General features: G+C 65.2%; 22 protein-coding genes and 1 pseudogene. 12 read left to right on the plus strand and 11 right to left on the minus strand.

The genetic code is table 11. The annotated features are described in order from the left end of the window. The 4 genes from BST40_RS03255 (at position 1) to coaD (ending at position 5,235) form a co-directional block, all read left to right on the plus strand. Positions 1 to 627, plus strand: a complete 627-nt coding sequence (locus tag BST40_RS03255; protein WP_075545365.1) for a vitamin K epoxide reductase family protein — start codon at positions 1 to 3, stop codon at positions 625 to 627. Positions 628 to 639: 12 nt separating this feature from the next. Continuing rightward, positions 640 to 4,023, plus strand: coding sequence for a pyruvate carboxylase (locus tag BST40_RS03260; RefSeq protein WP_083153415.1), 3,384 nt, complete (start codon positions 640 to 642; stop codon positions 4,021 to 4,023). Beyond that, a complete protein-coding gene (gene rsmD / locus BST40_RS03265; RefSeq protein WP_083044422.1) occupies positions 4,020 to 4,574 on the plus strand; it encodes a 16S rRNA (guanine(966)-N(2))-methyltransferase RsmD in 555 nt (184 codons plus the stop codon). Before BST40_RS03260 ends, rsmD begins: the two co-directional genes overlap by 4 nt. A gap of 184 nt (positions 4,575 to 4,758) precedes the next feature. Further along, positions 4,759 to 5,235: a pantetheine-phosphate adenylyltransferase gene (coaD, locus tag BST40_RS03270; RefSeq protein WP_075545362.1), complete on the plus strand. Its 477-nt coding sequence runs from the start codon at positions 4,759 to 4,761 to the stop codon at positions 5,233 to 5,235. Positions 5,236 to 5,295: 60 nt separating this feature from the next. On the opposite strand, the gene BST40_RS03275 is transcribed toward coaD, so the two are convergent. From BST40_RS03275 to BST40_RS03285, 3 genes are all read right to left on the minus strand, one after another. After that, the gene (locus BST40_RS03275) at positions 5,296 to 5,478 is read right to left on the minus strand and encodes a hypothetical protein (RefSeq protein WP_023372216.1); all 183 of its coding nucleotides are present in this window, start codon (positions 5,476 to 5,478) and stop codon (positions 5,296 to 5,298) included. A 195-nt stretch (positions 5,479 to 5,673) separates the two neighbouring features. After that, positions 5,674 to 6,570 (minus strand): formyltetrahydrofolate deformylase, encoded by an 897-nt coding sequence (gene purU / locus BST40_RS03280; protein ID WP_075545361.1) that lies wholly within the window; start codon positions 6,568 to 6,570, stop codon positions 5,674 to 5,676. 31 nt (positions 6,571 to 6,601) lie between these two features. Then, positions 6,602 to 7,807, minus strand: coding sequence for a permease (locus BST40_RS03285; protein ID WP_371687021.1), 1,206 nt, complete (start codon positions 7,805 to 7,807; stop codon positions 6,602 to 6,604). A gap of 361 nt (positions 7,808 to 8,168) precedes the next feature. Between BST40_RS03285 and BST40_RS03290 the strand changes: the two are divergent. From BST40_RS03290 to BST40_RS03310, 5 genes and pseudogenes are all read left to right on the plus strand, one after another. Beyond that, a pseudogene (locus BST40_RS03290) lies at positions 8,169 to 9,549 on the plus strand (glycosyltransferase). Positions 9,550 to 9,711: 162 nt separating this feature from the next. After that, positions 9,712 to 11,019, plus strand: coding sequence for a nucleotide disphospho-sugar-binding domain-containing protein (locus BST40_RS03295; protein WP_089024991.1), 1,308 nt, complete (start codon positions 9,712 to 9,714; stop codon positions 11,017 to 11,019). A 327-nt stretch (positions 11,020 to 11,346) separates the two neighbouring features. After that, a complete protein-coding gene (gmd, locus tag BST40_RS03300; protein ID WP_075545358.1) occupies positions 11,347 to 12,381 on the plus strand; it encodes a GDP-mannose 4,6-dehydratase in 1,035 nt (344 codons plus the stop codon). Then, a complete protein-coding gene (locus tag BST40_RS03305; protein WP_083153420.1) occupies positions 12,378 to 13,340 on the plus strand; it encodes a GDP-L-fucose synthase family protein in 963 nt (320 codons plus the stop codon). The genes gmd and BST40_RS03305 overlap by 4 nt, the downstream gene beginning before the upstream one ends. 172 nt (positions 13,341 to 13,512) lie before the next feature. Next, entirely contained in the window at positions 13,513 to 14,400 is an 888-nt protein-coding gene (locus tag BST40_RS03310) for an FkbM family methyltransferase (protein WP_075545356.1), read from the plus strand. 10 nt (positions 14,401 to 14,410) lie between these two features. Here the strand turns inward: BST40_RS03310 and BST40_RS03315 are convergent, their stop codons facing one another. Next, the gene (locus BST40_RS03315; RefSeq protein WP_082275204.1) at positions 14,411 to 15,235 is read right to left on the minus strand and encodes a class I SAM-dependent methyltransferase; all 825 of its coding nucleotides are present in this window, start codon (positions 15,233 to 15,235) and stop codon (positions 14,411 to 14,413) included. Positions 15,236 to 15,339: 104 nt separating this feature from the next. Next, positions 15,340 to 16,329: a Gfo/Idh/MocA family protein gene (locus BST40_RS03320; protein ID WP_083153421.1), complete on the minus strand. Its 990-nt coding sequence runs from the start codon at positions 16,327 to 16,329 to the stop codon at positions 15,340 to 15,342. A 496-nt stretch (positions 16,330 to 16,825) separates the two neighbouring features. Here BST40_RS03320 and BST40_RS03325 point away from each other — a divergent pair, with 496 nt between their 5' ends. Then, positions 16,826 to 17,467: a class I SAM-dependent methyltransferase gene (locus BST40_RS03325; RefSeq protein WP_158006292.1), complete on the plus strand. Its 642-nt coding sequence runs from the start codon at positions 16,826 to 16,828 to the stop codon at positions 17,465 to 17,467. Positions 17,468 to 17,470: 3 nt separating this feature from the next. On the opposite strand, the gene BST40_RS03330 is transcribed toward BST40_RS03325, so the two are convergent. After that, positions 17,471 to 18,460, minus strand: coding sequence for a Gfo/Idh/MocA family protein (locus tag BST40_RS03330; protein WP_075545353.1), 990 nt, complete (start codon positions 18,458 to 18,460; stop codon positions 17,471 to 17,473). Between the two features lie 131 nt (positions 18,461 to 18,591). Continuing rightward, a complete protein-coding gene (locus tag BST40_RS03335) occupies positions 18,592 to 19,485 on the minus strand; it encodes an FkbM family methyltransferase (RefSeq protein ID WP_075545352.1) in 894 nt (297 codons plus the stop codon). A gap of 305 nt (positions 19,486 to 19,790) precedes the next feature. Between BST40_RS03335 and BST40_RS03340 the strand changes: the two genes are divergently transcribed. Continuing rightward, complete coding sequence (locus BST40_RS03340) at positions 19,791 to 20,939, plus strand: glycosyltransferase family 4 protein (protein ID WP_244174274.1); 1,149 nt, start codon at positions 19,791 to 19,793, stop codon at positions 20,937 to 20,939. Between the two features lie 101 nt (positions 20,940 to 21,040). Here BST40_RS03340 and BST40_RS03345 read toward each other — a convergent pair whose 3' ends face one another. Both BST40_RS03345 and BST40_RS03350 read right to left on the minus strand, forming a co-directional pair. Then, positions 21,041 to 21,775, minus strand: coding sequence for a glycosyltransferase family 2 protein (locus tag BST40_RS03345; RefSeq protein ID WP_075545350.1), 735 nt, complete (start codon positions 21,773 to 21,775; stop codon positions 21,041 to 21,043). A gap of 54 nt (positions 21,776 to 21,829) precedes the next feature. Continuing rightward, complete coding sequence (locus BST40_RS03350) at positions 21,830 to 22,561, minus strand: FkbM family methyltransferase (RefSeq protein WP_083153423.1); 732 nt, start codon at positions 22,559 to 22,561, stop codon at positions 21,830 to 21,832. A 328-nt stretch (positions 22,562 to 22,889) separates the two neighbouring features. Here BST40_RS03350 and BST40_RS03355 point away from each other — a divergent pair, with 328 nt between their 5' ends. Next, positions 22,890 to 24,242 carry a condensation domain-containing protein gene (locus tag BST40_RS03355; RefSeq protein WP_075545348.1) on the plus strand — a complete coding sequence of 451 codons (1,353 nt, stop codon included), beginning with the start codon at positions 22,890 to 22,892 and terminating at the stop codon, positions 24,240 to 24,242. 20 nt (positions 24,243 to 24,262) lie between these two features. Here the strand turns inward: BST40_RS03355 and BST40_RS03360 are convergent, their stop codons facing one another. Continuing rightward, a complete protein-coding gene (locus BST40_RS03360) occupies positions 24,263 to 25,519 on the minus strand; it encodes a saccharopine dehydrogenase family protein (protein ID WP_075545347.1) in 1,257 nt (418 codons plus the stop codon). Between the two features lie 54 nt (positions 25,520 to 25,573). Beyond that, positions 25,574 to 26,386: a phthiotriol/phenolphthiotriol dimycocerosates methyltransferase gene (locus tag BST40_RS03365; protein ID WP_075545346.1), complete on the minus strand. Its 813-nt coding sequence runs from the start codon at positions 26,384 to 26,386 to the stop codon at positions 25,574 to 25,576. Positions 26,387 to 26,532: the final 146 nt, after the last annotated feature.

Below are 26,532 nucleotides of genomic sequence, written 5' to 3' on the forward strand. Positions count from 1 at the left end.
ATGGTCTCAGCCGAACCCGCCGATCTGCCTCCGGACCCAGCGGGCGGGGTGCAGGTACCCGCGCCCAGTGCGTGGTGGGTGCTGATCGCCGGCGCGTTCGGCCTGCTCGCTTCGATGACGCTGACGGTGGAGAAGATCAGGGTCCTGCTCGACCGGGATTACGTGCCGTCGTGCAACCTCAACCCGATCATGTCGTGCGGCTCGGTGATGGGCACCCCGCAGGCAACCCTGCTGGGCCTGCCCAACCCGGTGGTCGGCATCGTGGGGTTCACCGTGGTGGTGGTCACCGGTGTGCTGGCGGTGACGAAAGTGCCTCTGCCGCGCTGGTATTGGACCGGGCTGACGGTGGGTGTCCTGGTCGGCACGGGGTTCGTGCACTGGCTGATCTTTCAGAGCCTTTACCGCATCGGGGCGTTGTGCCCGTACTGCATGCTGGTCTGGGTCGTCACCATCACCCTGTTGGTGGTGGTGGCGTCGATCGCGTTTCGTCCGGTGCTCGAACAGCGCGACAGCGCCGTCGTGCGGGTGCTCTTCCAATGGCGATGGTCGATCGCTACGCTGTGGTTCACCGCGGTGTTCCTGCAGATCATGGTCCGTTTCTGGAATTATTGGTCGACACTGATCTGAGAAGGGTCGAGCGTGATCGCCAAAGTGCTGGTGGCCAATCGCGGGGAGATTGCGATCCGGGCATTTCGCGCGGCCTACGAGCTCGGTATCGGCACGGTGGCCGTCTACGCCTACGAGGACCGCAATTCGCTGCATCGGTCCAAGGCGGACGAGTCCTACCAGATCGGCGAAATCGGGCATCCGGTGCGCGCCTACCTTTCGGTCGACCAGATCGTGGAAACCGCCCGCCGCGCCGGCGCTGATGCGATCTACCCCGGTTACGGGTTCTTGTCGGAGAACCCCGAGTTGGCCAGGGCATGTGCGGCCGCGGGCATCACCTTCGTCGGCCCCGGCGCCGAAGTGCTTGAGCTGACTGGAAATAAGTCCAGGGCCGTCGCCGCCGCCCGGGAAGCGGGACTGCCGGTGCTGACGTCGTCGGCGCCGTCGGACTCGGTCGACGAGTTGGTGTCGGCCGCCGCGAGCTTGCGGTTTCCGTTGTTCGTCAAGGCGGTTGCCGGAGGTGGCGGCCGCGGTATGCGCCGGGTCGGCGATAGCGCCGCGCTGCCAGAGGCGATCGAAGTCGCCAGTCGCGAGGCCGAATCGGCGTTCGGGGACCCGACGGTCTATCTCGAACAGGCGGTGTTGCGTCCCCGCCACATCGAAGTGCAGATCCTGGCGGATACCCGCGGCAACGTGATCCACCTCTACGAGCGGGACTGCAGTGTGCAGCGTCGCCATCAGAAGGTCATCGAACTGGCGCCCGCCCCGAACCTGCCCGCCGAGTTGCGGACGAAAATCTGCGCAGATGCCGTCGCGTTCGCCCGCCACATCGGCTACAGCGGCGCCGGAACGGTCGAGTTTCTGCTGGACCAAAGCGGGGATTACGTCTTCATCGAGATGAATCCGCGGATTCAGGTGGAACACACCGTCACCGAGGAGATCACCGACGTGGACCTGGTCTCCAGCCAGCTGCGCATCGCCGCGGGGGAGACGCTCGACGACCTGGGTCTTGAGCAGCAGGCCATCCAGCCGCACGGCGCGGCCCTGCAGTGCCGGATCACCACCGAGGATCCAGCCAACGGATTTAGGCCGGACACCGGCCGGATCAGCGCGCTGCGCGCTCCCGGCGGCGCCGGTATCCGGCTGGACGGCAGCACCAACCTCGGCGCCGAGATCAGCGCCCACTTCGATTCCATGCTGGTCAAGCTCACCTGCCGGGGCCGTGACTTCCCGACCGCGGTGAACCGGGCGCGCCGGGCCATGGCGGAGTTCCGGATTCGCGGGGTGTCGACGAACATCGGTTTCCTGCAAGCGGTTCTGGATGATCCCGATTTCCAGGCCGGCCTCATCACGACGTCGTTCATCGACGAGCGGCCACAGCTGCTGACCGCGCGATCGTCGGCCGACCGGGGCACCAAGATTCTCAACTACCTGGCCGATGTCACCGTCAACAAACCGCATGGCACCCGGCCGTCGAAGGTGTACCCGCAGGACAAGCTGCCCGACGTCGACCTGGACACCCCGCCGCCGGCTGGCTCCAAGCAACGGCTGGCCGAATTGGGGCCCGAAGGTTTCGCGCGCTGGCTGCGGGAATCGGCGGCAGTCCGGTTGACCGACACGACATTTCGTGACGCGCATCAGTCGCTGCTGGCCACCAGGGTGCGCACCAGCGGGTTGATGATGGTGGCGCCCTATCTGGCCCGCAGCATGCCGCAGCTGCTGTCGGTGGAGTGCTGGGGCGGTGCGACTTACGATGTGGCCCTTCGCTTTCTGAAAGAAGACCCGTGGGAGCGGCTGGCCGCGCTGCGCCAGGCGATCCCGAACATCTGTCTGCAGATGCTGCTGCGGGGCCGCAATACCGTGGGCTACACCCCCTATCCGGAGGTGGTGACGTCGGCGTTCATCGACGAGGCCACCGCCACGGGCATCGACATCTTCCGGATCTTCGACGCGCTCAACAACCTCGAGTCGATGCGCCCGGCGATCGACGCCGTGCGCGAAACCGGTTCTGCGGTAGCCGAAGTCGCGATGTGCTACACCGGCGACCTGGCTGACCCCGGTGAGCGGCTGTACACGCTCGACTACTACCTGAGGCGGGCCGAGTCCATCGTCGAGGCCGGCGCCCACGTGCTGGCCATCAAGGACATGGCGGGGCTGTTGCGGGCCCCGGCTGCCCGAAAGCTGGTCACCGCGTTGCGAAGTCGCTTCGACCTGCCGGTGCACGTGCATACCCACGACACTCCCGGCGGTCAGCTGGCCAGCTATGTCGCCGCCTGGCACGCCGGGGCCGACGCCGTCGACGGAGCCGCTGCGCCGCTGGCGGGCACCACCAGCCAACCCGCGCTGAGTTCGATCGTGGCCGCCGCCGCACACACCGACTACGACACCGGTTTGTCGCTTGCCGCGGTCTGCGCTCTGGAGCCCTTTTGGGAAGCGCTGCGAAAAGTGTATGCGCCCTTTGAATCCGGCCTTCCCGGGCCGACGGGGCGGGTCTACCGCCACGAGATCCCGGGCGGTCAGCTGTCGAATCTGCGCCAGCAGGCGATCGCCCTGGGTCTGGGGGACCGGTTCGAGGAGGTCGAGGAGGCGTACGCCGGCGCCGACCGAATTTTGGGCCGGCTGATCAAGGTCACCCCGTCGTCGAAGGTCGTCGGTGATCTGGCCCTTGCCCTGGTCGGTGCCGGGGTAAGCGCCGACGAATTCGCCTCCGATCCGGCACGATTCGATGTCCCGGATTCAGTGTTGGGATTCCTGCGGGGTGAGTTGGGCGATCCGCCCGGTGGGTGGCCCGAGCCGTTGCGCAGCACGGCGCTGGCCGGCCGGGCGCCGGCCAAACCCGCCGGACAACTGACGGGCGACGACGAGGCGGCTCTGGCGGTGCCGGGACCCAAACGGCAGGCCGTGTTGAATCGGTTGCTTTTCCCCGGTCCCACAAGGGAATTCGAGGAACACCGGGAGACGTACGGGGACACCTCGCAGTTGTCGGCCAACCAGTTCTTCTATGGGTTGCGGCAGGGCGAAGAGCACCGGGTGAAGCTGGAACGCGGTGTGGAACTGTTGATCGGTCTGGAGGCGATCTCCGAGCCCGACGAACGCGGTATGCGAACGGTGATGTGCATTATCAACGGCCAATTGCGGCCGGTGCTGGTGCGCGACCGCAGCATTGCCAGCGCGGTCCCGGCCGCCGAGAAGGCCGACCGCGGAAATCCGACCCATATCGCCGCGCCGTTCGCCGGGGTTGTCACCGTCGCCGTGTCCGCCGGCGACCAGGTCACGGCCGGCCAGACCGTCGCCACCATCGAGGCGATGAAGATGGAGGCCCCGATCACCGCCCCCAACGACGGCACCGTGCAGCGGGTGGCGGTCTCGGATACCGCTCAGGTCGAGGGCGGAGACCTGCTGGCGGTGGTGAGCTGACCCGGATCATCGGCGGAGTCGCCGGGGGACGGCGCCTCTCGGTACCCCCGAGGGGGACCAGGCCCACCACCGATCGGGTGCGCGAATCGCTGTTCAATATGCTGAGCGCCCGCCGGGAGCTGACCGGCCTGGCCGTGCTCGACCTTTATGCCGGTTCGGGCGCACTCGGGCTGGAGGCACTGTCGCGCGGGGCCGCGTCGGCACTGTTCGTAGAGGTCGACCAGCGCACCGCGGCCGTCATCGGGCGCAACATCGAGGCCCTGGGTTTGGCCGGTGCGACGGTGCGCCGCGGCACGGTGGCCACCGTTTTGGCAGCGGGCACGTCGGCTCCGAGGGACCTGGTGCTGGCGGACCCGCCCTATGACGTGGGCACCGCGGATATCGATGCCGTACTGGCCCTGTTGGGCGCCCACGGCTGGGTCCGGCAAGGCACCATCGCGGTGGTGGAGCGACCGGTCACGAGTGCGCCGTTGACCTGGCCGGTGGGCTGGACCGGGTGGCCCGAGCGGGTCTACGGCGACACCCGGCTGGAGTTGGCCGAGCGGCGCTGAACTGGCTGCTAGCGTCTGGTGTCATGGGCGCCGCTCAGCCGCATCACGTCGTTCTGCCTCGTCGCCGGCCGCGTCTCATGGGCGCCGCTTCTCGGCATCACGTCGTTCTGCCTCGTCGCTGGCCGCGTCTCATGGGCGCCGCTTCTCGGCATCACGTCGTTCTGCCTCGTCGCTGGCGCGGGTCATGAGCGGCGCGGTATGCCCGGGGTCATTCGACCCGGTCACGTTGGGCCACATCGACGTTTTCGAACGCGCCGCGGCCCAGTTCGACGAGGTGGTGGTCGCGATCCTGACCAACCCCACCAAGAAGGGCATGTTCGACCTGGACGAGCGGATCGCGATGATCAACGAGTCGACCACGCACCTGCCCAACTTGCGGGTGGAGGCCGGACAGGGCCTGGTGGTCGACTTCGTCAGGTCCCGGGGGATGAACGCCATCGTGAAGGGTCTGCGCACCGGCACCGATTTCGAATACGAGTTGCAGATGGCGCAGATGAACAAGCACATCGCCGGCGTCGACACCTTTTTCGTCGCGACCGCGCCGCGGTATTCGTTCGTGTCGTCGTCGCTAGCCAAAGAGGTGGCGATGCTCGGCGGCGATGTGTCGGAGTTGCTGCCCGAGCCGGTGAACCGGCGACTGCGCGAAAAGCTCTCCGGCTGAACCCAAATGGGCCCGGCCCGGGGAGCGGACCGGGCCCGTCGGCGTGCGGGCTGGCGATAACTAGCTGGGGTCAAAGCATTCGTAGAACGTCTGCGTCGCGTAGTCGTAACAGGTGTAGGTGCCGTACGCCTGGTGGCTGGGCGCCGGGTCGGCGGCGCCGACACTGGCTCCCAGCGCGGCCAGGCCGATGGCCGAGGCCAGCAGGGACATTCCGGCAAGGGCGCGGAGACGGGTGGTCGACATTGATACCTCTCTTTGCGTTGTTGTCTTTGCTTGAATGCGATTTCGGGTGGCGGCCGTGGCCGTTGCAGAAAGACTGACGGCGGCCGCTTGGCGAAACCTTGGGGGATCCTTGGACGCGTCGCCGCACCCCGACGGCGCCCGGGTCCGCGGAGGCCGGTCACCGTGCGTACGGTTACCGCACGGACCAGCGGGTGGTCAGAAGACGATGGTCTGGTTGTGGTGCACGATGACCCGGTCCTGGCAGTGCCAGAGGACGGCGCGGGACAGCACCGCGCGCTCGACGTCGGCGCCGACCCGCACCAGGTCTTCGACGGTGTCATTGTGATCGACGCGAACGACGTCTTGTTCGATGATCGGGCCTTCGTCCAGGACCTCGGTCACGTAATGAGCCGTCGCGCCGATCAGCTTGACGCCGCGTTCCCGTGCGCGCTTGTAGGGGGCCGCGCCGGTGAAGGCGGGAAGGAACGAATGGTGAATGTTGATCAGCGGGCAGCCGATTGCGGCCAGGAATGCTGGGCTGAGTATCTGCATGTACCGGGCGAGTATCACCAAATCGACGTTGCCGCTGAGCAACTGAAGCTGCCGCTGCTCGGCTTCCGCGCGGGTGTCGCGGGTGGCGGGGATGTGCACGAACGGCACCCCGAACGGGCGAACATGGTCGGCCAGCTCAGGATGGTTGGCGATCACCATGACGACAGACATCTGCAGCTCGCCGCGACGGTTGCGCCACAACAGGTCTAACAAGCAGTGATCACTCGTGGAAGCCATGATGGCGACCCGTTTGGGTTTGGCGGCCTCGGTGAACCGGTAATCGATGTTGAACGTGCCGGCCACGGATTCGCCGAAGTCGCGTTGCAACTCGTCAATGGCCGCAGTCAGCCCGGGTAAATGGAAGATCGCGCGCTGCAAGAATGTTCCGCCCTCCGGCGCGGTGGAGTGCTGGTCCAAGGAGATGATGTTCGCGCCGGCTCGGGCCAAGAACCCGCTCACCGCGGCGATGATTCCGGGGCGGTCGTGGCAACGCAGCAACAGCCGGCCGATATCGGCCGGCTGTGGCGGACCGCCAGGCGGCGGCGGATAGGTATCAGACATTGCCGCAGGCCAGGATACGCCGCCCGCAGCGTTAGTGGCAGTGATGGCTGTGGTCGTGCTGATGGCTTTGCGAGTCGGGGGAGCCGCCCATCATACGCAGCATCGGGATCCCGCCGGTGGCGGCGAACCGGATCACCAGGATCGCTGCGATGACGAGGAAGACGATGTTGAGCCAGGTGGTGTAGTTCCACGAAATGCCGGCGTGCATGACCACAGCGCTGCGCTGACTCGGAATGAGATTGGCTGTGCCGAAAAGTAATTCGACAAGGTATCCGGCGACGACCATCGAGGCGTAGAAGGTGCCGAGCAGCGTGAGCATCATCTTCGTCCCGTAGTACTTCCGATAGATGTTCAAGATCGGCAAGATCAACAGGTCGGCGAAAATGAACGCGACGACGCCGCCAAAGCTGATGCCACCGTTCCAGAGCACCGCTGCAAGTGGCACATTGCCAATCGAGCAGACGAATGAAACGATTGCGACGAAGGGGCCGACGATCGGTCCCCACAGCGCCGACCAGACCGGATGGTCAGTCAAAAAGAAGTGCTGCCAAAAGGTTTCGGGAACCCACGCCGCGATGGCTCCGGCGATCAGCAAGCCCACGATCAGGTCCCGCAGGATTGCCGCCCACTCCATGACGAACACGTGCGACACCGAGGTAAGGGCCCGCCCGGAAAACAGCCGCCGCCAAAACGAGCCTTCTCCGCCGACCGTCATATCCATCGCGGCGTGACCTTCCATGGAGCCGGCGAGTCCGCGGTCGGCCTGCTCGCGGGCGGCATCGATCAGCCGGGAGCGCACGAACAGCCGGAACAACAGGGCCAGCACGATGATCATCAGCGGGCCGCCGACGAACTCCGCGGCGGTGAACTGCCAGCCCATCAACAACGCCAGGATGATGCCCAACTCCACGACCAGATTGGTGGAACCGATCTCGAATGCCATGGCGGCGGTGAAGTTTGCGCCTTTCCGAAACAGCGACCGCGCCAGCGCCACTGCCGCATACGAGCACGACGACGACGCGGCCCCCAGCCCGGCCGCTACCGCCAATGTTCGGGGCTTGTCGTCGCCCATCAGGGCCACAATCGTCTCGCGGCGCACCACGGCCTGCACCATCGCAGACAAACCGAAGCCAAGGATCAGCGCCCACAAGATTTCCCACGTCATAGATCCCGCCAGCGCCAATGCATGGTCCACCGCTGCTACCACCTGGTCCACCACCCGGTCCTCCGCTTCGATTGCATGTTCGGGCGATCATATGGGCGGGTACGCCCACCTGAGGACCATATACCCCCACGGGGTATATGTCAAGGGTTCCGTTCGGTGGCTGGGGACCGCGGCTCCCGACACCGCATCGCCGCTCTTAAAACGTTGGCGTGCAACGAGATAGGCTCTGTCGACACGCCCAGCGCAATGGCTTTTCGGCGGCAGCATCGGGATCCGGGTTGCCGCGCCTGGCCGGGGTACCGCCGTCGTCGCCGGCGACGGGCAGCCGGGAATTTTTCGGATTTCGCAACGCCATCACCGAGATCGCGGGTCGGCCCCGCCGGCCCGAACGCTGACCGACCCGCCCGGGCCCACGTTGTGTGGATTTGTTCGGATTTCCCCGAGCGCGGAGTCGTCGTGCGTGTACGCTACGGCGTCGGGGTGCGGCGTAACGTGTAACGGTCGCCAGCGACGTGAGAAGGAACGCGGGCATGAGCATCGCATCGAACGCACCCGATCCTGCCGCTCGCAGGGTGCGAATCCTGTTCATCGCCGAGGCGGTGACGCTGGCCCACGTCGTGCGGCCGTTCGTGCTGGCGCGGTCGCTGGACCCGAGCCGTTACGAGGTCCACTTCGCCTGCGACCCGCGGTACAACACGCTGCTGGGGCCGATGCCTTTTCCGTACCACCCGATCCACACCATCCCCAGCGAGCGGTTCCTCGGCAACTTGACCCAGGGCCGTTTCTACGCCGCTCGGACGTTGCGCCGCTACGTCGAGGAGGACCGCAAGGTGCTGGCCGAGATCGCGCCGGACCTGGTCGTCGGCGACCTTCGCGTTTCGCTCTCGGCCAGCGCCCGGTTGGCTGGCATCCCCTATATCGCCATCGCGAACGCCTATTGGAGTCCCTACGCTCGTCGCCGGTTTCCGCTTCCGGACACGCTGTGGACGCGCCTGCTCGGCGTCAGGCTGGTCAGGATCCTGTACCGCCTGGAACGTCCGTTGCTGTTCGCTCTTCAGTGCCTGCCGCTCAACTGGGTCCGGCGCCGGCATGGGTTGCCGACTCTGGGGTGGAACCTGTGCCGCATTTTCACCGATGGGGACTACACGCTGTATGCCGACGGGCCCGAGTGGGTGCCGACCTATGATCTGCCGGCCAACCATCGGTATCTGGGTCCGGTTTTGTGGTCGCCCGCGGTGCGGCCGCCGCCCTGGTGGGATTCGCTGCCGCCCGGCAGGCCGATCGTCTATGCGACCCTGGGCACTTCGGGCGGCACGAACCTGTTGCAGGTGGTGCTGGACGCGCTGGCTGATATGCCGGTGACGGTGATCGCGGCCACGGCCGATCGCAGCGACCTGAGCAACGTGCCGGCCAACGCGTTTGTCGCCGATTACCTGCCGGGCGAGGCGGCCGCGGCCCGTTCGGCGGTGGTGGTCTGCAATGGTGGCAGCCTGACGACGCAGCAGGCCTTGCTGGCCGGGGTGCCGGTGGTCGGGATCGCCAGCAACCTCGACCAGCACCTGAACATGGAGGCCCTCGAGCGCGCCGGCGCCGGGATGCTGCTGAGAACCGAACGGCTCAGCCGCCGGCGGGTGGCCGACGCCGTGCAGCAGGCCCTCGGTGACCCCGGCTATCGGCAGGCCGCCCTGCAGCTCGCCGACGCCTTGGGCCGCGACTTCGACGGGTTCGCCCAGCACGTCCACACCGCCTTGCACCTCAGGCCCGACAGCGTGACGTCACCGACCGGCTGGCAGCGAAATCTGCGGACCGGCTAGCGCCACCGACCACCCCGGGCCGCCGGCTGTCCGCGGTTTGCCCGGATTTTCGGGGGCACGCGTCGGGCGTGTACTCTACGGCCGCGGCCCCGGGGTAACGATCAACGGTCGCCAACAGCGTGAGAACGGACGCGAACATGAGTGGCGTCGGGTCGTTGAGCGGTGTCTGGAGGGCGCGATGAGGATGGTGCACCGGTGAGCACCGAACCGAACGATTCGGATCCTGACGCCCGCAGGCTGCGGATCCTGTTCATCGGGGAAGCCGCGACCCTGTCCCACGTCGTGCGGCCGTACATGCTGGCGCGGTCGCTGGACCCGAGCCGTTACGAGGTCCACTTCGCCTGCGACCCACGATTCAACAAGCTGCTGGGCCCGCTCCCGTTTCAGCACCACCCGATCTACACCATCCCCAGCGAGCGGGTGCTGGCCAAGATCGCTCAGGGCCGACTCTTCTACAACACGCGCACGTTGCGCCGCTACGTCGAGGAGGACCGCAAGGTGCTGGCCGAGATCGCGCCGGACCTGGTCGTCGGCGACAACCGGCTGTCGCTCTCGGCCAGCGCCCGGTTGGCTGGCATCCCCTATATCGCCATCGCGAACGCCTATTGGAGTCCCTACGCTCGTCGCCGGTTTCCGCTTCCGGACACGCTGTGGACGCGCCTGCTCGGCGTCAGGCTGGTCACATTCCTGTTCTGGTTGTATCGCCCGCTGATCTTCGCCCTCTACTGTCTGCCGCTCAACTGGGTCCGGCGCCGGCATGGGTTGCCGACTCTGGGGTGGAACCTGTGCCGCATTTTCACCGATGGGGACTACACGCTGTATGCCGACGTGCCCGAGTTGGTGCCGACCTATGATCTGCCGGCCAACCATCGGTATCTGGGTCCGGTTTTGTGGTCGCCCGCGGTGCGGCCGCCGCCCTGGTGGGATTCGCTGCCGCCCGGCAGGCCGATCGTCTATGCGACCCTGGGCAGCTCGGGCGGCACGAACCTGTTGCAGGTGGTGCTGGACGCGCTGGCTGATATGCCGGTGACGGTGATCGCGGCCACGGCCGATCGCAGCGACCTGAGCAACGTGCCGGCCAACGCGTTTGTCGCCGATTACGTGCCGGGCGAGGCGGCCGCGGCCCGTTCGGCGGTGGTGGTCTGCAATGGTGGCAGCCTGACGACGCAGCAGGCCTTGCTGGCCGGGGTGCCGGTGGTCGGGATCGCCAGCAACCTCGACCAGCACCTGAACATGGAGGCCCTCGAGCGCGCCGGCGCCGGGATGCTGCTGAGAACCGAACGGCTCAGCCGCCGGCGGGTGGCCGACGCCGTGCAGCAGGCCCTCGGTGACCCCGGCTATCGGCAGGCCGCCCTGCAGCTCGCCGACGCCTTGGGCCGCGACTTCGACGGGTTCGCCCAGCACGTCCACACCGCCTTGCACCTCAGGCCCGAGAACGCGGCCCGAGGCGTCGCGACCGAAGGGCGGTAGGGGCAACTGTGTTCTGCCCCAACAACCGTAGGGCGCAGCGAGGTGACAGACGACCCGTCCCTGCGATCGATTGCCGGGCCGAAGCCGCCCGGCACGGTCAGAACTTGTCTGCCGCGGTCAATGGAACTAGGGTCGGGAACCTGATTCGCGCGGCCGAATATGTCCTGTACCTTGAAGCGGGCACGACGACGGTCTTGCGAACGCACGCCGCATCAAGCTGACGGCGACCCCCGCCGCAGCGGCCAAGGCATAACAAGGAGTGGAGACGGCCACGATGGGATGCCGGAAATGTGGTGACGAGCAGGCACCAACGGAAGCGGCAATCCGGTGAAGCGGGCGCTGATCACCGGGATCACCGGCCAGGACGGCTCCTACCTCGCCGAATTGTTGCTCAGCAAGGGTTATGAGGTCCACGGGCTGATCCGCCGGGCCTCGACGTTCAACACGGCGCGGATCGATCACCTCTATGTCGACCGGCACGACCCGCACGCGCGATTGTTCTTGCACTATGGCGATCTCACCGACGGCACCCGGTTGGTGACGCTGCTCAGCACCATCGACCCCGATGAGGTCTATAACCTTGCGGCCCAGTCGCACGTGCGCGTCAGCTTCGACGAACCGGTGCACACCGGCGACACCACCGGCATGGGATCCATCCGGCTGCTCGAAGCCATTCGGCTTTCCCGGGTGGAATGCCGCTTCTATCAAGCGTCCTCGTCGGAGATGTTCGGCGCGTCGCCGCCACCTCAGAGCGAGCAGACGCCGTTCTACCCACGATCGCCCTATGGCGCGGCAAAGGTGTACTCGTACTGGGTGACGCGCAATTACCGAGAGGCGTACGGACTGTTCGCGGTGAACGGCATCTTGTTCAACCACGAATCACCGCGGCGCGGCGAGACGTTCGTGACCCGAAAGATCAGCCGAGCCGTGGCGCGGATCAAGGCCGGTCTCGAGTCGCACGTCTACCTGGGCAACCTCGACGCAGTTCGCGACTGGGGGTATGCACCCGAATACGTCGATGGAATGTGGGCGATGCTGCAGACGTCCGAACCGGAAGACTTCGTGCTGGCGACCGGACGCGGCTACACGGTGCGCGAGTTCGCCCAGACCGCCTTCGACCATGCCGGGCTCGACTGGGAGAAGCATGTGCGATTCGACGAACGCTATCTACGTCCCACCGAGGTGGATTCGCTGATCGGCGACGCGACCAAGGCCGCCCAATCGCTGGGGTGGAAGGCGTCGATACACACCGCTGAACTGGCGCGGATCATGGTGGACGCGGACATCGCGGCGCTGGAGTGTGAGGGCAAGCCGTGGATCGACAAGCCGACGCTCACCGACCGGGCATGCGGACCAGAATGAACACCTTCACCGGCGTCCTTGACCGTGCCGCTCCGGTGTATATCGCCGGGCACCGCGGGCTGGCCGGGTCCGCGCTGTTACGCAAGTTTCAGGCCGAGGGGTTCACCAATCTTGTGCTGCGCTCCCACCGGGAACTCGACCTGACGGATCGGGCCGCGACATTCGACTTCATCATGGAGTCGCGGCCTCAGGTCATCATCGACGCCGCGGCCAAGGTCGGTGGCATCCTGGCCAACAGCACCTATCCCGCTGATTTCCTGTCCGAAAACCTGCAAATCCAGGTCAACCTGCTCGACGCCGCGGTGGCCGCGCGGGTGCCGCGGCTGCTGTTCCTCGGCTCCTCCTGCATCTATCCGAAGTTCGCCGAGCAGCCCATCAAGGAAAGCGCGCTGCTCACCGGGCCGCTGGAGCCGACGAACAACACCTACGCGATCGCCAAGATCGCGGGCCTCCTTCAGGTCCAGGCGGTCCGCAGCCAACACGGCCTGGCCTGGATCTCAGCGATGGCAACCAACCTGTATGGACCCGGTGACAACTTCTCGGCGTCCACGTCGCACCTGCTGCCGGCGCTTATCCGCCGGTACGAGGAGGCCAGAGCCGGCGGCGTGCCGAAGGTGACGAACTGGGGCACGGGAACTCCACGCCGCGAACTGTTGCACGTCGACGATCTGGCGAGCGCATGTTTGTACCTGCTGGAGCACTTCGACGGACCCAGCCCCGTCAACGTGGGTACCGGCGTCGACCACAGCGTGCGCGAGATCGCCCAGATGGTGGCCGGCGCGGTGGGTTACAACGGCGAAACCGAGTGGGATCCAACGAAACCGGACGGAACCCCCCGAAAACTGTTGGATGTGTCGGTGTTACGGGAGGCGGGTTGGCAATCCCGGATTACGCTGTGCGAGGGCATCGACTCCACGGTCGCGTGGTATCGGGCCAACGCCGGCGTGGCAAGAAAATGAATGTTGACTGGCTCGTAGTTGCGAGTCGGTGAGGTGGAGGGCCTGAAAACCTGCCTTCGCGCCCATTCTCCGGACGGTTCCCACTCAGCGGCCCGGCGTTGTGTCGTTGTCATCTTGAACGCTGACTTCTGACCCGGGACCACGACATTCCTGACGACGAGATAGGAAATAGGTGAATCTTCTCGGCAAGGTTGCTATGTGGGTGGAGCTGTTGAGCAGCGGTGAGGGCAAGCAACGCGTTCTCATCGGACGGGAGTTGGCTTGGCGGGTGCGAGAGCTGGAATCGATAAACACAATCGCCGAAGTGGAGTTCTCGGTATTCAGCCAGTTTGGCGATGATGGGATTATTCAATGGCTGATTCACCGCCTGCCGGGCATCAGTGAGACGTTCGTCGAGTTTGGCGTAGGGTGCTACCAGGAGGCCAACACCAGATTCCTACTGTTGAACGACAACTGGACTGGGCTGGTCATGGACAGCTCCAAACGCAACGTCGATGCCATCAAGCGCGATCGGATTTCAGTGCTCTATGACCTACAGAGCAAATGCGCACGCGTCACAGCCGAGAACGTCGACCAATTGATATCGGAGCATGGGTTCGAGGGCGACATCGGACTTCTGCACATCGATATCGATGGCAATGACTATTGGGTGTGGAGCGGCTTAACAGTCGTGAGGCCCGCAATCGTCATCGTCGAATACAACAGCGTATTCGGAGCGGAGCGCCCGATCACCATCCCATACGATCCGAACTTCACCAGAGGGCGCTACATGAATCAATATTTTGGCGCATCCCTGTTGGCTTTTTGCGACCTGGCCGAATCCAAGGGATACGACTTCGTCGGCAGCAACAGCGCGGGCAACAACGCATATTTCATCCGATCCGACCTCCCCCACGGCCTCGAACCGCTGACTGCCGCCGAAGGCTATGTGGTGTCGAAGTTCGTTGATTCCCGCGACGCCAAGGGTCGGCTGAACCACCTGCGCGGGGAGCAGCGGCTGGCCGCACTGCGCGGGGCGCCGGTGGTCAACACCCGGACGGGCGAAGAAGAGCGGCTCTGATGAACGCAGGTCACTCCGGCTTACGCAGCACAACCATGTCTTGGTAGGCGGTGGAAGCCGTTCGGCCGCACCAGCTTCCCCATAACACATCACCAACCTGTTCGAGGCCGGCGTTGCGGACGGCTTGATCCCAGTCTTCCTGCGGAAGTGCGATGGCGGCCTCCGGGACGAACGGGGTGATCACGATGAGATCCTGGTGTGGACGAAACGGCAGAGCCGACTTGCCCTGCGCAACCAACTCCCGCGATTCCTGATTCCACACATAGAGGGTGAGCAGCGCGCGCCCGCCGGGGGCAAGTACTCGTGCAGTCTCCGCGAGGTAGCGAGCAACCTGCGGGATGGGCATGTGGGTGAACAGCGACGACGCGAACGCCAGCTCGAAACTCGCGTCGGGGTAGGGGAAGGTGAACTTCTCGGCCTGCACCGTGCCCTTCGGGTTGTACATCTTGTTGTAGATGTCTGCGCGCTGGAAGCGGAAGTTGGGATGCGACGCGTAGTGCTCCGAACACCAGCGCACTTCGGCGGTATTGATGTCGAAGCCCTCGTAGCGCCCCTTGTCCGGGTCGAGAAAGGTGGTCAGCGGACGGGCCGCGCGACCCAATCCGCAACCCATGTCAAGCACGCGGTAGTGCGGTTCAAGCTGGCCGTAGTCGCGCAGCAGTCCTAAGAACTCGTCACCGGATTCGCGAAATGGGCCAGGTGCCGCGGGGTTTCGAGACCCGCCGCCCACCATGCGGCGAGGCGGGACCAGCGGGTCGCTACGGCCGTTGAGCTTGTCCAGCACATCGCTCGGGGCGTACCGCACAAAGAGGCCGGCCTTGATCAGGAGAGGCACTGGGACAAATTTGAGGAATGAGTCAACGACCCGGGACGCAACCACGTCGCACAACGTACACTGCGCACCGACGATGGCGCCATTCGAGCCGCCCGGATGCAGGTTCAGGCGGGCTTGCGCAGTGGAAGGCCGGCAGCCTGGTAGATGGCGTCGATGACCGCCATGTTTCCGACCGCGTCTTGTGGGTTCGTCTTCACCGGTTCGCCGCGCAGCACCGCTGCGGCGAACGCGTCGAGCTGGTAAGCGTAAGAGGCTCGGCGTGGAAAACGTTCCACTCGTTTGCCGTCGGCTGACCGGACCGTCAGGCGATGAAAAGTCTGCGGCAATACCGGATTGAGTACCCGCAGCTCCCCTTGCTCGCCGACCACCCGCGCGCTGATCTGTAACAGGTCGGTCGACCACATAGAGCAGCGGACCCGGCCGGTGTGTCCGTCAGCGAACCGCAGCTCGGCAGTCATGGCGCGGTCGATATGGGGATCGCGCAGTTTCGCCTGTGCGGAAACGACTTCGGGAGTGGATCCGCCGAAGGTGCGGACCATGTGGATGGCATAGCACCCGGTTTCCATGGTCGCGCCACCGGCCAGCGAGTAGTTGTAGCGGATGTCGGAGAACTTGGGCAACGGTAAGCACAGATTGGCTTCGACTCGGGTCAGCCTGCCCAACTCGCCCGAGGCGATGATCTGCTCAACGCGGCGCGCCAGCGGGTGATAGGGATAGTGGAGCGCCTCCATCACCACCCGGTCCGATTGCGCGGCCAGTTGGGCGATCTCGCGCGCTTCGGCGGCGTTGGCGGTGAACGGCTTTTCGCAGAGCACATGCTTGCCGGCGGCCAATGCGACCCGGGTCCAGCGGCCGTGCAAGCTGATCGGCAAGGGGTTGTATACGGCGTCGAGGTCCGGGTCGGCGATCAGCGCGTCGTAGTTGTCGTGGACCCGTTCGATGCCGTGCTTGGCGGCAAAGGCCCGGGCGCGCGATGCATCGCGTGCGGCCACCGCGGCCACCACCACCTCGTCGTTTTGCCCGGCGGGTTTGACAAGCGCCAAGGGCGCGATACGGGCTGCGCCGAGGATGCCGATCCGGACCTGTCGAGACACGGCCCAGACGCTACAGCCGGCTTGAGTCGGCGACAAGAAACGGTCTGACTATAGCCATATCTCGTGGCCTCGTTAGCTAGTGGTGGGCCGCATACCGGCGCCAAGCGGTCCCGCCGCTGATAAGGTCTAACTATTGCAAGATCAATTTAACGATTTGAAACCTGCCAAGCTGTGGTGGGATGGTTGACTCCGATGGGAGTTCAGGTCTCGCTAAAGCAGGAAGCCTTCTGGAAATTGACGGCAGCGGACTGGCCGGGCACCAGCGCACCCTTGACCATCGGAGGCTTGAACAGTAGCTTGAACGTCTTGCAGTCATTGCGAAAGATTCTCTGGAGGTCTGGGCTCTATGCGGTGCCGAATCTGTGATTCAAGTACTCGGCATGCGTTTACTCGCAAAGTCCTTCACAAATACGACTGCAAATATTACTTCTGCGACAACTGCGGTGTTTTGCAGACCGAAGATCCGCATTGGCTAGACGAGGCGTATGCGAGCCCGGTGACATCTGCCGATACCGGCCTGGTGTTTCGGAACAACTACCTGGCGCGGCTGACGTCGGCGGTGCTCCTCGTTCTATTTGATCGTCGTGGCCGGTTTCTCGATGCGGCCGGGGGTTATGGCATTTTCACCCGCTTGATGCGGGACGTCGGGTTCGACTATTACTGGACGGACAAGCACTGCCCTAATTTGACCGCACGGGGCTTCGAAGCCGAATCGGGTCCAGGAGGCCCTTACACGGCGGTCACTGCCTTCGAAGTGATGGAGCACCTCGCTGATCCGGTTGGTTTTGTCGCGGAGCTGCTTGAAAATACGGGTACCGATACCATTATTTTTACGACGGAGCTCTTTGCGGGTGGGCCTCCGGCGCCGGAGGCGTGGTGGTACTACACGTTCGCCACCGGGCAACACATTACCTTCTATCAAAAATCGACCCTGGAGCTCATCGGAAAGCGCTTCGGAATGCACTTTTACAGCTCCGGTATTCTGCACATCTGGACACGACAGAAGCTCAATCCTTTGGCGCTGCGAATACTTACCTCGCTCCCTGTCGCGGGTCTCCTTTACGTATTGCCACGGGTTGTGCTTGGGTCGCGGACGTGGGCAGATCATGAGCGCCTCGTCCGGGCGGATGCACGGTAGGCGTCAGGCCGGTTCGCGCAGCGGGAGGCCGGCGGCACGGTAGATCGCATCGATGACCGTCATGTTCTCGATCGCGTCTTCGGGGGTTGTCTTTACCGGTTCGCTGCGCAGCACCGCGCCGGCGAACGCGTCGAGTTGATACGCGTAGGAGGGGCGGCGCGGGAAACGCTCCGTTCGCCTGTCGTCGGCTGATCGGACCGAGAGCCGATGATAAGAGTGTGGCAATACCGGATTGAGCACGTGCAGTTCGCCTTGATCGCCGAGCACGCGAGCGCTGATCTGGATGAGATTGGTCGACCACATCGAGCAGCGGACCCGGCCGGTGTGCCCGTCGGCAAACTGTAACTCGGCCGTCATGGCCCGGTCGATCTGGGAATCGCGCAGCTTGGCTTGTGCCGAAATAACTTCCGGCGTTGAACCGCCGAAGGTGCGCACCATGTGGACCGCATAGCACCCGGCATCCATCGTCGCGCCGCCGGCAAGTGAGTAGTTGTAGCGGATATCGGAGAACTTTGGCAGGGGGAAGCACAGGCTGGCTTCCACCCTTTGCAGCTTGCCAAGTTCGCCCGAGGCGATGATCTCCTCAACGCGCAGGGTCAGCGGGTGATAGCGATAGTGGAATGCCTCCATCACCACGCGACCGGAATTCGCGGCCAGTTCGGCGATCTCTCGCGCTTCGGCGGAGTTGGCGGTGAACGGCTTTTCGCACAGCACGTGCTTGCCGGCCTGCAGCGCGGCCCGGGTCCACCGACCATGCAGGCTGTTCGGCAGGGGGTTGTACACCGCGTCCAGGTCGGGATCGCTGATCAGCGCGTCGTAACTGTCGTGCACCCGGGCAATGTCGTGCTTGGCGGCAAAGGCCTGAGCACGCGATGCCTCGCGTGCGGCCACCGCAGCCACCACAACCTCGGCATTTCCCTTGGCGGGTTTGACAAGCGCCAAGGGTGCGATACGAGCGGCGCCCAGGATACCGATCCGGACCTGTCGAGACACGGACCGACGCTAGCACCTGGCGCGGGAAGGGCGCGGGAAGGGCGCGGGAACGGCTTGGTACGGCAGTCGCGGGGGAGAGCCCTATCGGTGAGGAGAGTGCGTGCCGGTAGCGGCGGTGACGTGGCTGTCCCTCACCGGGCGGAGGCGAACAGCCGGTCCAGGACGGCCTGACCCGCGCGGTCGTCGGCATGTACGACCGCGACGTCCCAGTAGTGATACTCACGGTCGGCAAACCGTCTGTCCAGCACCGTGGCCGCAGCCGGCACCTCCTCGATCGGCAGAGCCTGAATCGGCCTGCCGAAGTTGTCCCAAATGCCCACGTAGGAGTACCCGGCGGTCTGCAACTCCGCCCACACCACGGTCGGGTCCGGCACCCCGGCCATCCGGATCAGGTCCGGGAAATACTCGAAGAACAGCAACGGGCGGGTATCCGCGTAGGCCCGCGCTAGCGCCGGGACCAGAATCGTGTCGTAGCCTTCCGTGTCCGATTTGACCAGCCTGATCGGCGGCAGTTCGGGGTGACGGTTCGGCAACTCGGCCACGGTCAGCGCGGCGGCCGCGCCGCCGGTGCCGCCCTGGGCGAAGCGGGTGTCGCCGCCCTTTCGGACCGCGCCGAGACCGGAGGCCTTGGCAGCGTCGGTGAGCAGCAGGGCGAACTCGATCACGCAGCGGTCGTCCGAGCCGACGTTGCGCTCCAGGTATGGCAGGTACTCCGGGTCGCCTTCGATGCAGAGGATGCGGGCGTCGACTTTGGCGAGGAGCTGCCGGGCCGAGTCACCGATATTGGCTCCGACGTCGATGACGCCCAACGGCTTGTCGGTCTCGGCGAGGCCAACCGCCAGGTCGATCAGATTCTGACCGTAGGTGGGGAACAGGCGGGCGTAGTCCGGAAGCCGGTGATACCACGGCATCGCCAGCGAAACGCCTTGTACGTCGCGGATGACCTCACGCGTTCCGAACCAATGACGAACCGTACGGTAGGAGAGCTCCAGTACGAGTTGCCTCAACAAAAGGCGATAGCTCATCGCGTTGCGTCCACATCCATCCGCAGATGGTAACCGACCCTCGGAGGGCGTCTACCTTGGCCGCAGCACGCCCCGGGCCGCGCGGCTTTGCCGCAGCGCCGCCGTTTGCGTGCGGGTGCCGCCGGGAGTTGCGGCAGAGAATCCGGGGGCACCCACCCGCGACGCGGCGGGCAACGTGAAGCCGCGGGTGTCGCGGCCGGGTGGGTTGGCTCGTTCATCGCCGTGAGCGTGGCGTACCTTCTGATTGTCATTCTTCCGGGCTTGACGATGCCGCGGGAGATATCCAGGAGGTTCGATACTGTGCTGTGCCGGATGAGCGCTGTCTTCAGGGCAGTGGAGGCAGCGGTGGGCGCCGAGCGCTGATGAAAGTCGCATTCGATCACCAAATCTTCGCCATCCAGCGATACGGCGGTGTGTCGCGCTATTTTTTCGAGCTGGCAAGCCGCCTACCTGCCGACACGGTGTCGGAGGTGTCCGTCGTCGCGCCTTTTTACATGAACGCTTATCTGGCCGCTGAATCCGCCCGCGGCTTCACCCATGGCAAGTATGTGCCGTACACGTTCAAAGGTGCTCCGGTCCTCGTCGAACTCGCGAACCAGGTTGCGGCGCCGTTCGTGTGGTCGAAGTCTGACGCGGACATCCTGCACGAGACCTGGCACCCCTTCAAGCCCGTCGGTAAGGCGCGGCGCCGGGTGGTGACGATCTTCGACATGATCCACGAGTTGTTCAAGCCGCCCATGGCCAAACTCGCGATCGCCGCCAAACGCGCGTCTGTCAATCGCGCCGACCATGTGATCTGCGTCTCCGAAAGCGCGCGTAACGACCTCGTGCGTCTCTATGGCATCGACCCGGCCCGCGCCAGCGTTGTGCACCTTGCCTGTTCGCTGCCCGTGCAGGAAAACACCACGACAGTCGACAGCGGCGGGCGCAGGCCCACGATCCTGTATGTAGGGCGTCGCGGGGGATACAAGAACTTTGCCACCCTGCTGCGCGCATACAGCAGTTCGCCGGTATTGCGGGATTTCGAGTTGATCGCCTTCGGCGGCCCCCCGTTCCTGCGCGACGAGCAGAAAGAAATCAGCAGGTTGGGAGTCGCTGACCGGGTGCGCTTCGAGTCCGGGTCTGACGAGGAGCTGGCGGCGCGCTACCGGACAGCCGCCGCCTTTGTCTATCCGTCGCAGTACGAGGGTTTCGGGATCCCCCCGCTCGAAGCGATGAGCCAGGGCTGCCCGGTCGTGTGCAGCAATGCGGGCGGAATTCCAGAGGTGGTCGCCGATGCCGGTGTCTTCTTCGATCCGGATAACCCCGAGGAGCTGCGTACGGTTCTGGAGCGCGTGGTGACCACCGAAAGCCTGCGCGCCGATCTGCGCGAGCGTGGCTACGCACGGCTCCCGGCGTTCTCCTGGGACAAGAACGCGGCGGAGACGGCCCGAATCTATCGCGAAATACTTTGAGCCACAGCCATATCCGATGTGGTGATGTCGTTCGCAGCGGTGTTTGGCCGAATCACCTCGGGCGGCAACAGGGTTGGCTCCCTGCTCGGCCCTGGCCGGACTCAATCACCGCGTGCCCGCCACTTCACCCACCAGCGCGCCGCAATGATGACCAGCCTGATGCCGAATCTGGTGGTGATCGGCAGCCGCTTGAGAAAAGCCCTGTCTACGAAGGTATTACTGAGTCCGCCCAACTCGTTGAAGCGTGCGACGACGACGTCCATGTGCCGGGTGACGAGTGCGGGGTTGGAGAAGCAGCGGATATTGAAGTCCCAGTCCGCCAACGACCGGTAGCGCAGGTTGTAGGGGCCGATGCTGCTGAAGAGCTCGCGGCGGTAAAAGATCGACTGATGACAGATGTTGCGCTTGAACAGCAGGCGATCGAGGTCGAAGGCGCCACCGTAGCGGAATTTGGTTGAGCGCATGAGCACGTCGCCATATACCAGATCGCTGCGCTCATGTTCGCCGATGAAGGCGGCCACCCGGGCCAGGGTGTCCGCCTCGTACAGCGCGTCGTCGGCGCCCAGAAACAGCAACCACGTCCCGGTAGCCAGGCTCACGCCGCGGTTCATCGCGTCGTAGACCCCGCGGTCGGTGCCGGAACGGACGACCAGTCGCGCGCCGAAGTTGGGGGCAAAGCTGTTCGCGATATCGAGGGTGGCATCCGTCGAGCCGCCGTCGACCAGTATCAGCTCGAAGTCCCGAAAGGTCTGGCAGGCGATGCTCTGGAGGCAAACTCCTAGCGCCGAGGCCACGTTCAAGGTGGGGATGATGAGGGAAAACATTGGTGCGGACATGGCGGCTTTCGTTGTTTCAGCAGCGGTCAAGCCGGCCTCGCGTAGCGGTTCCAGTCAATTGGCATCGCGGAAGAAGATACCGTCGGCCTGTAACATTCGACCATTACGCGCGTCGATGAAACAGGGCAGTAAACCGGTCAATGTGAAGCCCAATGAATACACGAGCTCGAATGCTTCCGGAATGAGCATGCCGCCCTCGTACAATGGCGCGAAGGAGAGTTCGAGTTGCAGCCCAACACAATTGTCATTGACCGTAGACTTGCCACCGTCGAGTACCTGTTTTTCAAATCCCTGCACGTCGACCTTGAGAAAAGCGGGGCCGTTCAGCCGGAGAAATTCGGGTGCCACGGAATCCAGTCGGTGAATCGGCGCCTCCTCGGTGCCGACATAGTTGGCCGGGGGAAATGCCTCCTGGTGACGCGTCAGCATCGGCAACACCGAACTGCTTTGACCGGCGTTTCCGGCGACATTGACCGAGACCGTCCCCTCGGCATCGCCTAGCGCACACCGCCGGCAATCCCAAAGCGTATCGGTTGCCGCTTTTCTTTCCAAAGCGGTAAATGGCCGGGATAGCGGTTCGAACGAGACGATGCGGCCCTTGTATCCCGCTCGGCGGAGGCCTTTGGCGTATTGCCCGGTGTTGGCTCCGACATCGAAAACGACATCGACCCGGCGCAATTCGAGTTGTTTCACGAACTGGTGCCGCAGGTCCCACTCGGAATAACGGCGCGGCACCTCGAAGGCGGCGCTGCGCACGATGAATCGAGCAAGGTCCGACAAATGCACCGTGTGACACTAACATGCCCGTCGGCCTGACCCGCCCGGCCGGAGCGGGGGCTGCGCGGCCGGTGGTCGGGTGCTTGTCGACGAACGGCGAAGGGCGATCACCCCGTTGATGGCGAACCGCTCCAGCGGCGAGGCGCGCTAGACTACACCGCGGCAACGCGAGGAGATTGAGAGCTTGCCCTCGAGTTGGCGGCACCGCGTCACGCGGCGTCGAGTCGCCCGCACGTCGTTCAATCATGGTGTGGTACTTGGGCTTGCGTGCGGCGGCCGCCGGAGGGGATGCGGTGGGCTCGGACCGGGTGCGGCTAAAGCGAAGGGACTTGTCGCCATGAGCAACGTGGTCGATCTACTCGACCAGACGTTCTTTGCCGCCGAGCGAGCGACCGGAACCTTCAACGTGCTGCAGTGTGTCTGGGTGTACGACCGCGAGGTCGACATCGACCGGCTGCGCCAGTTTCATCACCATCTGCAGCGGGGACGGTTGGCCCGCCGAATCGAATGCTCACCCCTGCCGTTCGGCCGTCATCGCTGGGTTTCGTCCAATGGTCCGACCGACCTCGAGATCGTCGCGGTGCCGCGGCCTCGCGAAGGATTCGACACCTGGGTCAACGAGCAGGCCAGCGCGCCTCTGGACGCCGAGCGGGGACCCGAATGGCGGCTCGCGGTGCACCCGTTCGTCGGCGGCGGCGCGGGCGTCAGCTTGGTCATCTCCCATTGCCTCACCGACGCCGTCGGGCTGTGCGAGGCGGTGGCGGACGCGGCCTGCGGCCGCGACCAGCAGATCAGCTGGCCGGCAGCAGGGTCACGCCGGCGCTGGGAAGCCATCCGCGAAGACTTCGGCCAGGCCGTGCGTGACATCCCCGGCATCGCCCGCACCGCCGCCGACGCAGCACGGATGGCCCGGAATCACCGCCGCCATCCGCCGACAGCGGCGCCGCGACGTACCCGACCCGTCGCAGGGCCCGCCGCAGCGGACCGAACGTTCAAATTTCCGGCAGCGACGATCTTGGTCGATGCCGAAGAATGGGACGCTCGCGCGCAATCGCTGGGCGGGACCAGCAACACCCTGCTAGCCGGATTGGCGGTGCGTCTCGCCCGGCGATTGGGACGGATCGCCGCGGACGGCTCGGTCATTGTGGCCATCCCCGTCAGCGAACGCACCGCCGGTGACACTCGCGCCAACGCGGTCACCAAGGTCGACATCACCGTCGACCCCGCTTCCGCGGCGACGGACTTGCGCCAAATCCGCGCCGCCACAAAGAAAGCGCTGATCCGCCGTCAGCAGTTCCCCAACGAGCAGTCGGTGCTGCTGCCCCTGGTACCGCTGTTGCCGCGGTGGCTGGTCCGGCGAACGGTCGGCGCGGCGGCCGGCAATGTCTCGTCCAACATCGGGGTGGTCAACCCGGCCGCCTGCCGTCCGGACGGAACGGACGCCGACCACTTCGCCGTAACGGGTTTCTGGGGAGTGAGCACATCGGTCATGGATCGCAGCGGCGGATATCTGGGATTGCTGTCGGGACGCACGCCCGCCGAGGTCTTCGTGTCGGTGCTTTCCTATCAGCCGGGCCGGTCGAACTCGAATGATGAGTTGCGCCAAGATCTTTCGAGCACGCTGTCGGAGTTCTCGCTCGTCGGTACGGTGGGCTGGGGATGCCCCGAGCCGGTCGGCGGGGCGCGGTAGCCATCCCACCCGGGTCGGCGTCAGTTCAGCCGGGTCGTCCCCATCGAAACCCCGGCACCCGGCAGACGTGCCGCCAGTGCATCGCCCATTGCCGCCGCCGGGGTAAGAACGCCCCGCAATTCGGAAAGCCTGTCGCGGTCGAGCGCCAGTGCCAGACCACTTTCCCCGAGCAACACCGCGGTCGACTGGTATGCGTCGACATCGTGCGCGAATGTCGCCAGGTAACGGGCGCCGGTCGTGGTGGTGGTGTACGTCTCGAATCGATAGTGGCCGCGCTCCCGGGACTTGCGGCTTGGACCGGTGCCCGGTTTCGGCGTGACGCGCTCCACCAACCGGCGGGGCAGTCGACTGAAGTACCGGTTGCCCAAACCGATGGCGCCCGCGACGGCGCCGGTGACGATGGCGGATGCGACCGGCGCTGCGAACGACCGTCCCAGACTCATGGTCTCCGAGTAGCGGAACCGCCGGCCGTAGACCCAGTCCTGTAATGCGTTGCTACGACGGACAATCCGGGTGTTGAATGGGCCCTGCACGAACCCGCCGGTCCAGAAGCCGGCAAGTTCGGGCGCCAGGTCGCGTCCGCGGCGGCGGGGAAAATCCGGCTGCGCACCCAGTTCGGGTTCGGCGCCGCGATCGGTGGTCAGCGTATACGGGTCGGTGACCAGCCGGTGGGCATCCGGGTCACGGGATGCGGTGCGCATCGCCTCGGAATACGTTGCAACCGAGCCGCCGGAGACCCAGCGTTGAGAGAACGAGCGGAGCACCAGGTTGGTGTCGCAGAGTTCACCCGTGCCGTCTTCGATCGCCCGGCGGTACAGCAGATAGACGCTCAAATCCGAAGGCACCGAATCGAATCCGCAGGCGAGCACGATCCGGGCGCCGGTGTCGGCGGCTTGCTTGTGGTAAAGGTCGATGCTGTTGCGGCAGAACATCAATTCACCGGTCAAGTCGGCATAGTCGGTTCCGGCCTTGGCGCAGGCCGCCACCAGCGGCAGGCCGTAGCGGGTGTAGGGGCCTACGGTGGTCAGCACCACCCGGGTCCGGGTGGCCATTGCCTCGAGAGTCGCCGGTTGTGACGCGTCGGCGACGATCAGTGGCCAGTCACGGGCGGCCGGGGCCAACGTTTCCCGCGCGGCGCGCAGCTTTTCGCTGGAGCGGCCGGCCAGCGCAATCCGTGCGCTCGACCCGGCGCGCGCTAGGTGTTCGGCGGTCAACATGCCCGAGAAGCCGGTGGCGCCATACACGACGATGTCGAACTCGCGTTCGGCCGGACTCATCCGGGTGACACTACCCGAGCATCGCTGCGCCCCTGGGGCGGGCGGTTGGCCGTCTCACTCCTTGACGAAGCAGTACATCCGGTAGGAAATGTCGCCGCTTTCCAGGTAGCGGGACAGCTGGGTGCCTTGCACCCCGATGTATTCCCGGCCCGCGAAACGAAGAAAGGCCGGTAGATGGCGTTCGACCAGCTCTCGTGACTTCTGGGAATTCCTTTCAATGCCGCGCAGGACCTCGGCGTTGATCTCCCGCTGCGACAGTTGCCGCAGCGGGGCGCCGGCCAGATCGGCCTCCCAGTCGGGAATCTCGTTGCCGGGGCGCAGGTCGGCGTAGGCGAAGTACCCTCCCGGACGCAGCACCCGCACCACCTCGGCGAGGAAGCGGCGGAAGTGCGGATAGCAGTGCGAGGCTTCGACATTGAGAACCACGTCGAAGGATTCGTCGTCGAAGGGCAGATTTTCGGCGTCGCCTCGCACGAAATCAAGACCCGGCAAGTGGTGTCGCTTCTGGCAAAGTCTGATACCGGCCGGGTTCAAGTCGAGCGCCGTGTAGGAGGCCGGCGCCAAGGTGCGTGTCAGGTAGGAGGCTCCGCCGCCGTGGCCGCAACTGACCTCCAGCACCCGTTTGCCCGTCAGGTCGGCCTGGGTCGCCGTGCGGTGGTACAGGTTGATGTGGGCTCGGTTGGGCTCGTCGGATTCCTCCAGGGGCAGGGCCATCGGCGGATCTTCCTCATAAGCCCAGTTGATGAACACGATTTCGTCGTTACCGAGCCCGCGCGTCATCAGCGGGTACCAGAACCGCCAAACTCGCTTGTAGAGCGCGGTGCTCCCGGCGCGGGCAAGCAGGCTGTGGGTGGGACTGAAGGGCATGGGCAAGCAGTATGGCAGACGCCGAAGACGAGCGAGTCCGTTGCGGGAACTGCGTCGACCGCGTTGAGCTCTGGACCGTTGCCCGCCGCCGGTCCGGCGTCGGCCGGCCCGCCGGAAGCGGCCTGCTGAGGTAGCCTCCCCGGCAT

It is taken from the genome of Mycobacterium persicum, assembly GCF_002086675.1.
GTDB classification, from domain to species: domain Bacteria; phylum Actinomycetota; class Actinomycetes; order Mycobacteriales; family Mycobacteriaceae; genus Mycobacterium; species Mycobacterium persicum.